We start from the raw sequence: 12,500 nt of genomic DNA on the forward strand, positions 1-12,500 counted from the left end.
GTCATTCTAATGAACATTCATGATAATCCGTTTACTTTAAACGTATATATGGATTGTATTTGGATTCGGATTCGTTTTTTTCCGGTTTCGAAGGAATATTCAGCTTTACTTAAGTATTGTAAAATCCAAATGAATGGGAAAAAAACCGAGCACACTTTCCACCAAGGATCTTCCTCAAATTAGGAAACCTGCGATTTGTTAGGCGATCCTCTCGGATTTTTGAATTTCCGTAGGACAGGTGGAAATCCAGGTCTATCGAGTGCATTCCCGACGTTGTATTTGCGGGGACTCCGTCGTAAACTCCTCTTCGATGAATTTTCAGGACATACAGTCTGCGATGAATCAGATGATCGCGGAAATAAAAAAACCGGATCCGGCGATTCCTATGTATTTAGGCGATCATAATCTTGGTACGCCGCAATATCCGTATGGGGTTTATAAGATTCTTGAGTTGAATCAAGATTTAACGAAAAACGCTTCGAAACGAATCGAAGCGATCCACGCCGAAGGTTTCAAAGAAATCATCCGTAAAAATCAAAGGGCTTCCGTTCGTATTTCCTTTTTGCACGGAACGTCGATTGAAACTTGTTGGGACCTTTCCGAAAAGGCGATGGATTGGTTCGATTCTTTGAACGGCCTGATCGAATGCGAGGAGTTCGGTATCACACCTTCGCTTGTCTCCGGTACCGCTCAAGACGAGACGGTTCTTTTGGACGCGAATCAATACGAATACAAGACGAGCTTCGATGTTTTATTTCAGTCGAGAAAATACAATGAAAAACAAGGCCAGTCAACCGCAAGCGCACCAACGGTTGAGTATCAGGAGGAAACATGAGCGCACAAACAATCTCTAAAATAGAACCGATCCGTATCAATCTATTTCTTAGAAATACGCCGGTCTCTCAAATGGGATTCGGATTACCCTTGATTCTAGGAATCAAGGCTCCGACCTATTTCTTACAAGTATCAAGCGGATCTTCCGGTCTTATCTGGAAATCCGCAACTCCGGGGGTTTCAAACATTCACGTTAAGTATGTTGTCTCCGGAAATAACTCCGCGTTATCCGTCGTTAGGACCGGCACGGGAACGGAGGCGGACCCATATGTAATTTCGGTTAACGTGGAAACGGACGGAGCCGGGGCTGCAACGTCTAACGCGCATCAGGTGAAACTGGCAGCGGAAGCGGCGGCCAACGTCGGAGGCGCTTCTAAGATTGTGGACGTGGAAGAGGTTGCAAACGCGGGTAACGGTATCGTGTCTTCCTTTCCTCAAACCGCTTTGAGTTATGAACGGTATATGGAAATTTCATCTGCGGATGATCTTTTAGAACTCGGTTTTACCTCTTCCGATAAGGAATATCTACAAGCGACGAGGGAATTTAGACAAACTCCGAGACCTAAGACGGCTGCGGTTTTTCTTCTTACTTCCTGGGCTTCCGCTCCCGAAGAAATTGCAAGCTTACGAAATTCCGGAAAGGACGCTTGGTTTAAAACGACCGCGACAACTCACGACAAGTCCACAATACACGCGTTAGGCGACTATCTTGCTTCGATCGAAAAGATGTTTTTCGCATGCACGGACGATATCACCGCACTCGACGGAAGAAACTCCATCTGGGAATATTATACCTTGCATAAAAATCCGGATTCTTTTCCGGAAGCGGCTTGGGTGGGAAACACCGCGCCTCGCAGAGTCGGTTCGTATAACTACGCTTATCTTTCTTTGGACGGAGTTGAAAACTCGGGGTACACAAATTCACAAACGAGTTCCATATTTGCGGAAAACGGAAATTTGATCGTGGACTTCGGAGGAAGGCAGGTTCCTTATCCGGGAATTTCAACGGCGAAGGTGTATGCGGACGTTGTGGAAAATCGCGCCTGGTTGAAGGCACGACTGAGAGAAAACGTAACCGCACTTTTCTTAAACGCGGACGTGGTTCCTTATACGATTCAGGGAATTCAGATGATCGAGTCCCGTATGAGAGAGGTTTTTGCACAAGCGGGAGTTCAAGGGATCGTCGCTCCCGTGGAAACGGAAGCGGATAAGGCTCGTTCGGATCTCGGCGACTATCAGTATAAAATCAATCTTCCCGAAACGATAGACGAAATTCCGACAAACGATCGCAACAACCGGGTTCTTCCGAATATTACGTTTTCCTGTCGTTTGAGAGGCGCGATCAACGAAGTCGACATAGACGGCGAACTTACTTAAGGAGAAATTCAATGAATGGCATTTGGGATCCGAAGAAATTAAACGTTAACTGCAACGGAAGAGACGTTTCCGGTATGAGTCAAGCCGACGGTTTTTTTAAAATCGAACCGGTTACTAAGGAATACATTCTATCTCAGGTCGGAATCAAAGGGGATTGGAATATCTCCGAAGTGTACGACGGAAGAGTAAAACTAACGGTCTCTCTTATGGGGGATTCTCCCGAAAACGAATTCTTTTTCGCTATGGGCGAAGGACGTCTGCCCTGCGTTTTTACGATTAAGGATAAAAGCGACGGGGGAATGCTCGGTTTCTCCGCACAGGGAAGAGTTTGGGAAAGACCGAACATCGAAAAGGGAAAAGAATACAAGGATAGAACCTGGGTATTCCTTTTGCCCGATTATAAGGGAGTTTTAACCGCATGACCGAACAAATAACAACTAAAATATCTAATATTCAAGAAAGTGAATTTATCGGTAAAAATAGAATCGAGTCGGAAACCAGGACGAATCCCGCGGAGCCGATTCTGGAAACCGTGGACGACGACGCGAGGGTCGCACAGATCCATTTTGTGGACGGAAGAAAATACAAACTGCAACATCCGGGTAATCGAAAAGCCCTTCGTTGGAGACAGGAATCCATTTCCTTAACCGAAGGACTGAATCAGGACAAGCTGCTTGATAAGTTTTTTAAGTTTTGCGTAAGTTCCGTAGGACATTCGTTCGAGCCTACGTTAGACACGATTGAGCCGAACCACGTGGAGGTGTGGTTGCGCCTCGCGAATCGATTTCTTAAGTGGGAGTTGGAATAGAAAATTTCCGGAGTTTGGGGAACTTCCTTCCGTTGAAGAATGGATGAAATGGATCGATGAAGAGGTCGATCGAGAGATGTTTCTTTGGCAGCCTTTCATCCTCGGTGCGGCGCATTTTACTCGAAACGATATCGAAAATGCGCCCACCGTTTTATATCTGAAAATAATGGAAGTGATTGATCGAAGAAAAAAAAGAGAAGCGGAAGAAAAGGCGGAAGAGTTGAAGTTTTTGGCGAAGTTAATTCGGGGAATCGACTTCTAAAGGTCGATCGGAATCATCATAGGAAAAGATAAAAGTATGGCAGCGCGAGAATTGAACATAGTAGTCAAATTGAATATAGATTCGATCGATTTTGAGAACGAGGTCTCTCAGGAATTGAAGGTTTTACGATCTCAGATCGTGGAATTTTCGGACTCCATCGATTTTTTTTCCAAATCCGGCGCCGAAGCTATGAAAAAATTCGGAGAGTCCATCGGCGATTCTCTTACGGGAAACGCGGAACCGGCTTTAACAAGACTCGCAAAAAATCTAAGAACTACCGAGTCCGATCTGATCGGTTTGATTTCAAAAACGAAGGGGAATCTAAAACTCGAACAAGAATTTCAAACAACCGCAAGGGCGGCCGGTCTCACCGACGGCGAGATCAAAAAGATAAATCGGGATTTGGAAACTTCAAATCGTATAACCGCGTTTCTTGCGGCTTCGATGAGAAAGGTCGGCGCCGCCGCCTTGGATTTTGCCGTTTCTTTCGTTTCGGCTTCCGTCGAAGCGGGACTTGCATTAGAAAAACAGAATATGATTCTTGAAAATCTTTCCGGTTCGGAATATCCGAAACTAAAGGAAGCGATCGACGCGACGATCGAAAGTTCCAAAGGATTGGCAAACCAAAAACAACTGACGGAGGTCGCAAACGACGCGATCAAGGCCGGAGTTTCTATGGATTTTATTTCCAAGAACCTATCCGGACTTCAACGGGTTTCCGCCGTTGCCGGAAAGGATATGTCCACGTCGATGACCGAAGCCTACGACGCCATTCAAACCGGCTCGGATGATTTCCTAAAAAACAACGGCGTTTTGTTTGCGTCCTATTCGAAAGAATTCGCACAAATCAATCAATCCGGTATGTCCGAAGCGGCCAAACGAATCGATAGAGAAAAACTCGTCTCTGCGGCGTTAAGCGAAAATTCCGCATTACAATCCGCTTATGGAGCCCACGTAGGGACCTCCTCCGCCATTTTGGAAAGGTTCACCACAATTATCGACGGCTTAAAGGCGAGTTTCGGAAATCTGATTCTGGACGCACTGCGTCCGTTTTTAAACGCATTCATTCAAATATTTGAATATTTTACGATAGGAGAACAAGCCTCGAATCGTTTGAAGGGGGCTTTGGTCGTATTGGGAAGTGTGGTCGTGGGTGCGTTAGTCGCAATCGCTATAGCTTCGGATGTAACGATTGCCTCTCTCTTTTCGATGGCTGCTGCGGGTTGGGCCGCAATTGCGCCTTGGATTCCGTTTATCGTGATCGGACTCGCCGTCGCTGCGGTGATCGCCGGAATCATCCTACTCGTTCAGGATCTTCTTACATGGATGGAAGGAGGGGAGTCCGTGATCGGAAAATTCCTAGGCGATTCCAAGAATGCGGTGGGAGACACGACTCGGTCCGAGCAGGCTAACAATGCGAAGGCGGCAGTCGATGCGCAGAAATTTTCGCTCTTGAATATGACGCCCGGATTTCCTCCGAACGGCGGATTTAATTTTCCAAAAGGAACCGCAGGAAGCGACGGGCCTCCGCTTTCAAACGTATATACACTTCCCATCCAACCTCCGAGCCAAAACGAATCGAATTCCTGCTGCGGAGGAATCGTCGTAAATATCGCAAAAGTAATGTTAGGCGGCGGATCCTCGGAGAAAGACGCAAGGTTGTTTGCGGATTACTTGGAGAAGGAATTGGAAAAAATCTCCGTTAAAATCGGACTCGAATCGGGCCTGTCGCCGGAGGTAATCTAATGGGAATTTTAACCGGAAGAGATAGAATCGCGCTCACGGACGGCGACGACGAAGTTGAATTGAACGTTTCTCTGGATCTTCATCATACGTATCCTGCGGAGATCACCCGTCATACGGTGGAAAAGGAAATCGGAATGACCTCGATCACGGACCATGTGATTCCGGGACAAAGAGGGATCACGTTAAACGCTCTTTTGTCTTCCTCCACTTCCGTTCTGTCTTTATCACGCACGACTGTGGAAGAAAAATTGGATATTCTCGTCCGTTGGCAATCTTCGGGTGCGTTAGTCACTCTTTTGGGCTACGGAACGGGAGGGATTATCGGAAAAATTTTGTCCATGTTGCCGTCCGTCTTTCGATATGTGGAACCGAGCGATCCCGATAACCGGTATCTGGGAAGATCCACGGACGAAATCCCGAATCTTATAATCGGAGATTTGAATATTCAAGAAACGAAAGATACCGGAGACGATGTCGCAATGAGCGTTTCCTTGTTTCCCGTTTTGATCGCGGAAGCGAAAACGAGGCAATTGAGAAGCGTGAAATCCGCCGGAGGCAGAACTCCGCAAAAACAAACAAAAACGGGAAATCCTCCTCCCGTTAAATCCACGAGTTGGTTGGGGTCCTTTTTTCAATGAAAGAGTACAGATATTTACCGGTCGATCCGAATACATTCCCGATTCGTTATACGTATACGATCGGAGTTAATGAATATGAATTTGAATTCGCACATAATAAAATCGAAAATTTCATCACGGTCGTAGTTCGGGATCAGGATGATAAGAATCTTTTCTCGTCCAGATTGGTTTACGGAGTACCGTTGAATCACGCGGTGGTGGACGGTTTTCCGGTAACGATTCTTTTAACTCCGTTCGATCTGGACGATTATCACAGGGAAGAATTTACGGATATCCCCGTGAATCTCGAAACTTTCGGAGCGGGCGTAAAAATTTATATAGGAGTTAAAGAATGAACGGAAATCCGAAACTGTTCGGTCGTGTCGCTTCTTTGGAAATTCTTCCGAAAGTCGGGTTGGGAAAAGAATTCCGTTATCCGCCTTTCGATCTCGAATTTGAAACTGAATTAGATAAATTGAATTTAACCAAGGTGACTTTGTACAACGTAAACGAAGACACCGTCCGATTGGTCGGCGCAAAATCGAAAGGAAAAGGATTCCAATATCCGACGGCTTTGTTAAACGCGGGTTATAAGGATGAAAACGGACTCGTCGTTTCGGGTGAAGTGATTCTTCCCAAATTCAAACGGGAAGGAACGGAAAAAAAATTGGAGTTTCAAATCAGCGGGAACGCGGGCTCTTGGAGCGGTTTTTATATTATGAAAACATATACCAATCTTCCGGCTCAAACCGTGATTCTGGATATTTTGAACCAGGGAAATATAAAACCCGGAAGGATTACTTTGGGCGAGAATAAAATCGTCAACTTCAGCGCCAATACTACGTTAGGCGATTGTATACGCCGTTTTTGTAATTTAACAAAATCTGAATATTGGTTTCAAGACGGATTTCTCCATATAGATTCGCGGAATCCTTCAAAAAAGAACAGCGGCATTTATCTGGATCATTCTTCGGGACTGATCGGCGTTCCCGAAAAAGGACGGAAGACCTGGAAGGTTACGAGTCTTTTTCGGCACAAATTCAAGAAGAATACGGTCATCACCGTAAAGGGAGGAGGACTCGATTCGGAATGTAGGATCGTAAGCGGAAAACATAAATTTTCAACGTTCGATTCCTCGAATTACTCCGAATTGGAGGTGTTACCGATATGAAATTGGACGAAGCGATATTGGGAGCGATTCAAAACAACTTATCCAAAATTCAAGTCGGACTTCCCGGAGTCGTGGAATCCTTCGATCCTATCGAGATGACGGCTAACGTTAGAATTCCTTTTAAAAAGGAGGATGGACTCGGAGAGGAGAAATCCTTTCCGGTTCTTTCCGGCATTCGGGTAGGTAGTCTTTGGGCGGGGGATTTTTATATCAAACCCGATTATAAACGCGGCGATAAGGTCTGGGTGTCCTTTTCCACACACGATATTTCCGACGCGATTTGCGGAGTGGATTCGGTCGTTTCCGATTCCCTTTTCGATCTTCAGAGCGCCTGTGTGGTCGGCGGATTTAAAGGGAAAGCGGATTTGCCGGCCGTTACCGCAAACAAACCGGGACTCGTCATAGGACACAAACAAGGAAAATCATTCATACAGATGGAAGGGGATACGATCAAAATTCAAGGCGGTTTGATCGACATTACCGAATATTCGGTGTTAGGCGAGTCTTTGGTCGAGTTTATGAAATTATGGATCGACGTTTTTTTAAATAATTCCGCTTCGTTTACCACAAACACGGTCCCCGGTTCTCCCGCGGGTCTTGCGCCTTCCGTCATTTCTCAACTGAATATTAGAAAAGCCGAAGTGGAACAAATTCTTTCGGGAAAGGTTAAAATGGGATGAAAGGACTGAAGATTGAAAATGGGGACGTCGTTCGAAGGGCGGGTAAACCGATCTTGATTCAAGATTTGGAATATTATTCGCAAAGGATCAAACACGCGATCCGGTTGACTCTCGGCGAATCCGAATACGAGCCGTTAGCCGGTATCGATTGGCAAACGATATTCTCCGAGAGGGTTCCGAAGGAAAGGGTTTTGGCGGAAATCAAAAAGATCCTTCAAAAGGATCCCGAGACGATATCGATCGAGAGTATCGAATTGATCGAAACAAACGATCCAAATCGAAAGTTGAATATTCAATTTTCGGCAATTACTAAATACGGAATCGTAACGGAGGGGATATAATGAGCGGAGTTACGGAACAGGGATTTATACGTAAAACCAAAGAGGAAATTTTAACCGATCTGGAGGAAAGTTACAGGACTCATCTCGGAGAGGATATCGATCTTTCGATCGTAAGCGAAGACGGGATTCGTATGAGAATTTTGGCCGACGAGATCGATAAGATCCATCAACTTGCGGAAGCGGTTTTTTATTCCAACTTCGCACATACCGCGACCGGCGTTTCTTTGGATCGGGTCTTAAATCCTCTCGGCTCCGAACGCCAACCCGCGAAACGTTCCATCGTAACGCTGCGGTTCTCGGGCGTGGACGGAGCGTTTGTTCCGGTCGGAGTGATTTGTCGGAACGGAAGCGGAATTTTATTTATCACGATCGAGTCCGGTTCCGTTTCCGGAGGAACGATTCTCCTCAACGCCCAAGCTTTGGAAATAGAATACGGAATCAAAGGGAACGTGTCGGCTAACACGATCAATACGATCAACACCGCGATCGTGGGGATCGATTCCGTCTCCAACCCGGAACCGGCTCGCGGAGGAAGAGCGATGGAAACGGATTACGAATATCTAAACCGTTTTATCGAAGAGGGTGTGAACGGAGGATCTTCCGCTTCGAACGTGCAGGGTGTTTTGAATAACATCGAATCCGTATTAACTGCGGTCGTGTACGAGAACGCGACCGACTTTGTAGATGCGGAAGGACGTCCCTCTCATTCCATGGAAGCGGTCATAGAAGGCGGGACCGCCGCAGAAATCGGAGACGTATTTTTAAGAAACTGGCCCGGTGGAATCGAATCCTTCGGATCGGAAATGACAACGGTGATCGATAACAAGGGAGTTCCGAGAACCTACTACTTCAATCGCCCCGTCGATGTGAACGTTTACGTACAAATCGATATCGTTAAGGATCCGATTCTTTGGGCGCCCGGATCCGAAGCCGTCGTCAAAACGAATTGTATCAAGGTAATCGGAGGAGTGGATACGATCGCTTCGATTTCCACTTCTTACAAAGGGGATGGGACCGGCGCCGACGTTTTTTCATGGAAGTTGATCGCGGCTCAGAGCGGACTTACCGAATACAATTCGTTTAACGTTTTAGGAATCAAATCGATGAGCGTCAAGGTAGGATTTACTTCGCCGGCTTTGCTCGACTCGTTGACGATCAATAGCAGACAACGTGCAAAATTGATCACCGCCAATATTCAGGTGAATTTCATATGACGAGTATTGAAGAGATCCTAAACAAATATCCTTCTTCTCTTTTCAGCCGGGACCCCGAATCGGATATCGGAAAAAAATGGAAAGCGGAATTGGCGTTACTCCAAGAGACGAGTTCCGTTTTGGAATCGATCTCCGGCGTTACCGATTATAAAAATCAAAGCGGTGCGATTCTCGACCTTATCGGGAAAAATCTCAAACAACCCAGGAACGGAACCGATGATTTCAGATATCGAATTTTTCTTTCGATCGCAAGACAAAAACGAAAGTAAAAGGGCGACATCTTTTCGATGAACGAAATCGGTTCTCAGATTCTTGCGGGAACCGGAACGTTATACGAAATCCAAGAGCTCTGTTACGGCGGGCTTCCCATGTTTTTGGACGGAAACTCGACGTTCAACGGAGAGTATCCTCTTTCCGGAAATACAAAACGCCCGGCCACGATCCGTGTGATTTTTACGGGATCAATCGATACGGTCGTAGTGACGCCCGAATTCAATCAGGCGATGGCGCAGATTCGAGCCGGCGGAGTGAATTCCATCATCAGTTACCGTTTTGAAACTTCCACGTTAGACGGTCGTTTGTACGGCTCCGCGTTACGCACAACTTCTCTGGATGGAGCTTGGTCCTTGGACGGTTCTACGATTCTTTCTGGAAACAACACAAGGATTCTACCTTATGAAATCGCTTTTGGAACCGGCGGAACCAATTTAGGAGAACCCCGCATTCCGCAGCCGGGAGATACGGGACTTGGGAATGAAGTATTTCGAAAGTTAGTCGAAATACAAACCGATCCGGACGGTTCTCGGTTCTTTAAAACGACCGTCAAACAAACCGAACTGATCGGCTATGGGATCGACGAGATCGGATTGTTTGACGAGGACGGAGGTTTGCTCTTTCTCAAAACCTTTCCTTCCAAACCCAAGGACAATCTCATTCTTTACGAATTCGTAATCAAAGAGGAGTTCGTATGATTGGAATTTTGACGAAAGGATCGAACAACCTTTTGAACTATATAAACGTTTTTTAATATTTAAACAGGAGTTAAAGTAATAAAATGGCAGTATTCAATCCTACAAAAACAAGGACATGGTCCAAAAACACGCCGGCGGACGGCGATCTTATAGACGACGAGGTGGATCGTCTGTATGGAAACGATCAATATCTGAAAGACAGAATCGATCTGACGGACGCCAATCTTTCCGCGGCTCAGGTTCCGCTGGGAGGAATCATCGAAGACAATTTGAATCAGGCTTCCTCCGCATTGTTCAAGGATGCGAACGCTCAGGCCATTTCGAGATCCGCGTTTTCAAATCTCTGGGACTTAGTCTATCGTAACGTAACCGGCATCGTGATTGCCACCGATCGAATCAGCGTTATCTCTCACGGTTGTGTCGAAGGTCAACTCGTAAAATTCGCGTTTACGGGAGGCGGAATCACAGCATTAGTAAATTATTATGTTCGAAACCCGACTACGAATGATTTTCAAATCTCGTCCACTCCCACCGGAAGCGTGATCGACCTCACGTCTTCTCAAACCGGGGAGATCATTACAAATGTGGAATACGGTTTCGGGGACGGATCGACCACGTATAACGTTCCGGATCGCCGGGGGATTTTTGCAAGAGGCGCGGGCGTCCACGGAACCAGAGCCAAGGCGGCGGGTGGAAATTACGACGGGGGCGCGATTGGGTTTGCGGGGCAGGATCAGTTTCAATCTTTCGTTATACAAGGTGTAAGCAACGGCGGTTCAGCAATCACAGCTGGAGGTAGTATAGGAACAGGAGGGCCGTTAAATCCATCAAGCGATGGAACAAATGGAACACCCCGAAAAGGCTCGGAAACAACTCCTGCCTACGTAGCAGTCAAATACAAAGTAAGGGTAGCCTAATGAGTAATTACATAATTGATAAACATTCTAAAAGCGTAATATGGATCAACGGCGATCCAAACCAACTCGATGGGAAATCCGCCTGGTCCAATTTCGATCCGGCCAATCACGAGATCGTTTACGCTACGGGTTATAACCCGCAGATCGGCGATCAATTCAAAGCGGAAGTTGCGGACGGCTGTGTAAAGGATTTCAAACCGAAAAAAATTTATAACAAAGTCTCCGGAGCCGAAAGAGTTCTACAAACTTGGGAAGACGAAATCGATCCGGAAATCGAAACCGAAGAGGCGCCTCTTCAAGGCAAAGACGGACAAAATCTTCCGGATCAGATTTATACTCCGTCGGGTTGGAGGATCGATCTGGATCTAAAAAAAGAATCCCTGTTACGATCTCTTCAATCCATCTGCGAATCCAAAATCGTTTCCGGATTTTACTCGTCCGCACTGGGCGCGCCTTATTATTACGGCAGCGATAGAGACGATCAGCTCAATCTGATCGGATCGGTTTCGCTTAACGTGAACGTTCCTTATAAATGCGCCGGTTCCGACGGATTCAAAGAGTATCGAATTCACACCGCGGAACAAATCAAACGGGTGTTAAACGACGGAGCGATCCGGAAGATCTTTCTATTACAACGCGCCGGCGAATTGAAAACCCGCATACAAGAGGCAAGTTCATGGGAGGAATTGTCGACGATCGATACGGATGCGGGGTGGGAATGAAATAGGATCTTGCTATTTTTCGATGCGCGTGCGTTTTCCGCGCCTTGAATGCGCGCGACAACGAAAGACGAATGGGTTCTCGTATCCGAAATTTTGCCGAAGGATTTTGTATCGATTGCTGATCCCTAGATAACAGAGTGTCCGAAATTCTGCGTCTAAACGCGGGATTTGTACTTAAACTGACGGTACTCTATTTTATAGGGATTAGTAAAAAATGAAAGTTGTCGAAACGAAGGATAAAATTTCGGAAAACACGTATTATAATATAATACTTTTATAATATTTTAAAAGCGATCCTTTTTTTGAACTCTCTCGTTCCGGCGTTTACGGGAGGTTATGTTTTTTACGGCAAATTTTTCTTCCGTAAATCCATCCTGCGAGAAGCAGAGGATATCCGAGCCAAGCCAAAAGGTTTGCGTAAAAGTGGGAATGATTTTCGGAAATACTCGGGATTTGTAAGGCCAAACCGGCTAACAGAAGAATGATATGAATTTCAGTATATTTCGAATTTTGAACGAAGAGATATTTTCCAAGACCACAACCGGTAAAAAACGCGGATAGTCCGAAAAAGATTCCGATTCTTCCCAAAATCAAATGCAGATCCTGAGGTAAGAGTGGGATCGAGATCGGAAAATTGAGAATCGGAAGAAAGATTCTACAACTCAAAAGAAGGATGGAAACGATTCCCAAAACGGAATGAAGTTTGAGTCGATTTTTTGTCTTCAAAGGAAATGGGTTCCGATTAATGTGAATTCGGTATAAGAAATTTTGGGCGAATCCGGCCTTGGCGCTCCGATCCTAGAACAATCCACTTGAGTTTTGGCCGGACCTATCTCGCGC

Annotated in this window: 15 protein-coding genes and 2 pseudogenes; 16 read left to right on the forward strand and 1 reads right to left on the reverse strand. The window is 46.0% G+C overall.

The window, feature by feature from the left end; translation table 11 throughout:
• The 16 genes and pseudogenes from LEP1GSC060_RS20495 to LEP1GSC060_RS04055 form a co-directional block, all read left to right on the forward strand.
• Nucleotides 1–183, forward strand: a pseudogene (locus LEP1GSC060_RS20495) (hypothetical protein); the annotation flags it as partial.
• A gap of 127 nt (nucleotides 184–310) precedes the next feature.
• On the forward strand, nucleotides 311–835 hold the full coding sequence (locus tag LEP1GSC060_RS03980; protein ID WP_036095347.1) for a phage neck terminator protein: 525 nt from the start codon (nucleotides 311–313) through the stop codon (nucleotides 833–835).
• Nucleotides 832–2,211: a DUF3383 family protein gene (locus tag LEP1GSC060_RS03985; RefSeq protein ID WP_002996573.1), complete on the forward strand. Its 1,380-nt coding sequence runs from the start codon at nucleotides 832–834 to the stop codon at nucleotides 2,209–2,211. Before LEP1GSC060_RS03980 ends, LEP1GSC060_RS03985 begins: the two co-directional genes overlap by 4 nt.
• Before the next feature lie 11 nt (nucleotides 2,212–2,222).
• Complete coding sequence (locus LEP1GSC060_RS03990) at nucleotides 2,223–2,633, forward strand: phage structural protein (protein WP_002996562.1); 411 nt, start codon at nucleotides 2,223–2,225, stop codon at nucleotides 2,631–2,633.
• Nucleotides 2,630–3,019, forward strand: a complete 390-nt coding sequence (locus tag LEP1GSC060_RS03995; protein WP_002996686.1) for an LIC_12613 family protein — start codon at nucleotides 2,630–2,632, stop codon at nucleotides 3,017–3,019. The genes LEP1GSC060_RS03990 and LEP1GSC060_RS03995 overlap by 4 nt, the downstream gene beginning before the upstream one ends.
• Nucleotides 3,020–3,062: 43 nt before the next feature.
• Nucleotides 3,063–3,281: a hypothetical protein gene (locus tag LEP1GSC060_RS04000; RefSeq protein WP_002996751.1), complete on the forward strand. Its 219-nt coding sequence runs from the start codon at nucleotides 3,063–3,065 to the stop codon at nucleotides 3,279–3,281.
• A 36-nt stretch (nucleotides 3,282–3,317) separates the two neighbouring features.
• The gene (locus tag LEP1GSC060_RS04005) at nucleotides 3,318–5,027 is read left to right on the forward strand and encodes an LIC12611 family phage tail protein (RefSeq protein ID WP_002996712.1); all 1,710 of its coding nucleotides are present in this window, start codon (nucleotides 3,318–3,320) and stop codon (nucleotides 5,025–5,027) included.
• Nucleotides 5,027–5,665 carry a phage baseplate protein gene (locus LEP1GSC060_RS04010; protein WP_002996511.1) on the forward strand — a complete coding sequence of 213 codons (639 nt, stop codon included), beginning with the start codon at nucleotides 5,027–5,029 and terminating at the stop codon, nucleotides 5,663–5,665. Before LEP1GSC060_RS04005 ends, LEP1GSC060_RS04010 begins: the two co-directional genes overlap by 1 nt.
• Nucleotides 5,662–6,000 carry a phage baseplate plug family protein gene (locus LEP1GSC060_RS04015; protein WP_002996756.1) on the forward strand — a complete coding sequence of 113 codons (339 nt, stop codon included), beginning with the start codon at nucleotides 5,662–5,664 and terminating at the stop codon, nucleotides 5,998–6,000. The genes LEP1GSC060_RS04010 and LEP1GSC060_RS04015 overlap by 4 nt, the downstream gene beginning before the upstream one ends.
• Nucleotides 5,997–6,815 (forward strand): phage protein, encoded by an 819-nt coding sequence (locus LEP1GSC060_RS04020; protein ID WP_002996493.1) that lies wholly within the window; start codon nucleotides 5,997–5,999, stop codon nucleotides 6,813–6,815. The genes LEP1GSC060_RS04015 and LEP1GSC060_RS04020 overlap by 4 nt, the downstream gene beginning before the upstream one ends.
• Nucleotides 6,812–7,495 carry a Gp138 family membrane-puncturing spike protein gene (locus LEP1GSC060_RS04025; protein ID WP_002996483.1) on the forward strand — a complete coding sequence of 228 codons (684 nt, stop codon included), beginning with the start codon at nucleotides 6,812–6,814 and terminating at the stop codon, nucleotides 7,493–7,495. Before LEP1GSC060_RS04020 ends, LEP1GSC060_RS04025 begins: the two co-directional genes overlap by 4 nt.
• The gene (locus LEP1GSC060_RS04030; protein ID WP_002996710.1) at nucleotides 7,492–7,836 is read left to right on the forward strand and encodes a contractile injection system sheath initiator; all 345 of its coding nucleotides are present in this window, start codon (nucleotides 7,492–7,494) and stop codon (nucleotides 7,834–7,836) included. Before LEP1GSC060_RS04025 ends, LEP1GSC060_RS04030 begins: the two co-directional genes overlap by 4 nt.
• On the forward strand, nucleotides 7,836–9,050 hold the full coding sequence (locus LEP1GSC060_RS04035) for a baseplate J/gp47 family protein (protein ID WP_002996534.1): 1,215 nt from the start codon (nucleotides 7,836–7,838) through the stop codon (nucleotides 9,048–9,050). The genes LEP1GSC060_RS04030 and LEP1GSC060_RS04035 overlap by 1 nt, the downstream gene beginning before the upstream one ends.
• Nucleotides 9,047–10,021, forward strand: a pseudogene (locus LEP1GSC060_RS04045) (phage tail protein). The gene LEP1GSC060_RS04035 and the pseudogene LEP1GSC060_RS04045 overlap by 4 nt, the downstream one beginning before the upstream one ends.
• Nucleotides 10,022–10,104: 83 nt before the next feature.
• Nucleotides 10,105–10,938 carry a hypothetical protein gene (locus LEP1GSC060_RS04050; RefSeq protein ID WP_002996698.1) on the forward strand — a complete coding sequence of 278 codons (834 nt, stop codon included), beginning with the start codon at nucleotides 10,105–10,107 and terminating at the stop codon, nucleotides 10,936–10,938.
• A complete protein-coding gene (locus LEP1GSC060_RS04055) occupies nucleotides 10,938–11,660 on the forward strand; it encodes a hypothetical protein (protein WP_002996499.1) in 723 nt (240 codons plus the stop codon). Before LEP1GSC060_RS04050 ends, LEP1GSC060_RS04055 begins: the two co-directional genes overlap by 1 nt.
• Nucleotides 11,661–11,984: 324 nt before the next feature.
• Here the strand turns inward: LEP1GSC060_RS04055 and LEP1GSC060_RS04060 are convergent, their stop codons facing one another.
• On the reverse strand, nucleotides 11,985–12,386 hold the full coding sequence (locus LEP1GSC060_RS04060; protein WP_002996723.1) for a hypothetical protein: 402 nt from the start codon (nucleotides 12,384–12,386) through the stop codon (nucleotides 11,985–11,987).
• Between the last annotated feature and the right edge of the window lie 114 nt (nucleotides 12,387–12,500).

The organism is Leptospira weilii serovar Ranarum str. ICFT (assembly GCF_000332415.1).
Classification (GTDB): domain Bacteria; phylum Spirochaetota; class Leptospiria; order Leptospirales; family Leptospiraceae; genus Leptospira; species Leptospira weilii_A.

What these genes read in the sequence shown, in the direction of transcription:
- LEP1GSC060_RS03980 (WP_036095347.1), top strand. Translation starts at nt 311, where the DNA reads ATGAATTTTCAGGACATACAGTCTGCGATGAATCAGATGATCGCGGAA.
- LEP1GSC060_RS03985 (WP_002996573.1), top strand. Translation starts at nt 832, where the DNA reads ATGAGCGCACAAACAATCTCTAAAATAGAACCGATCCGTATCAATCTA.
- LEP1GSC060_RS03990 (WP_002996562.1), top strand. Translation starts at nt 2,223, where the DNA reads ATGAATGGCATTTGGGATCCGAAGAAATTAAACGTTAACTGCAACGGA.
- LEP1GSC060_RS03995 (WP_002996686.1), top strand. Translation starts at nt 2,630, where the DNA reads ATGACCGAACAAATAACAACTAAAATATCTAATATTCAAGAAAGTGAA.
- LEP1GSC060_RS04000 (WP_002996751.1), top strand. Translation starts at nt 3,063, where the DNA reads ATGAAATGGATCGATGAAGAGGTCGATCGAGAGATGTTTCTTTGGCAG.
- LEP1GSC060_RS04005 (WP_002996712.1), top strand. Translation starts at nt 3,318, where the DNA reads ATGGCAGCGCGAGAATTGAACATAGTAGTCAAATTGAATATAGATTCG.
- LEP1GSC060_RS04010 (WP_002996511.1), top strand. Translation starts at nt 5,027, where the DNA reads ATGGGAATTTTAACCGGAAGAGATAGAATCGCGCTCACGGACGGCGAC.
- LEP1GSC060_RS04015 (WP_002996756.1), top strand. Translation starts at nt 5,662, where the DNA reads ATGAAAGAGTACAGATATTTACCGGTCGATCCGAATACATTCCCGATT.
- LEP1GSC060_RS04020 (WP_002996493.1), top strand. Translation starts at nt 5,997, where the DNA reads ATGAACGGAAATCCGAAACTGTTCGGTCGTGTCGCTTCTTTGGAAATT.
- LEP1GSC060_RS04025 (WP_002996483.1), top strand. Translation starts at nt 6,812, where the DNA reads ATGAAATTGGACGAAGCGATATTGGGAGCGATTCAAAACAACTTATCC.
- LEP1GSC060_RS04030 (WP_002996710.1), top strand. Translation starts at nt 7,492, where the DNA reads ATGAAAGGACTGAAGATTGAAAATGGGGACGTCGTTCGAAGGGCGGGT.
- LEP1GSC060_RS04035 (WP_002996534.1), top strand. Translation starts at nt 7,836, where the DNA reads ATGAGCGGAGTTACGGAACAGGGATTTATACGTAAAACCAAAGAGGAA.
- LEP1GSC060_RS04050 (WP_002996698.1), top strand. Translation starts at nt 10,105, where the DNA reads ATGGCAGTATTCAATCCTACAAAAACAAGGACATGGTCCAAAAACACG.
- LEP1GSC060_RS04055 (WP_002996499.1), top strand. Translation starts at nt 10,938, where the DNA reads ATGAGTAATTACATAATTGATAAACATTCTAAAAGCGTAATATGGATC.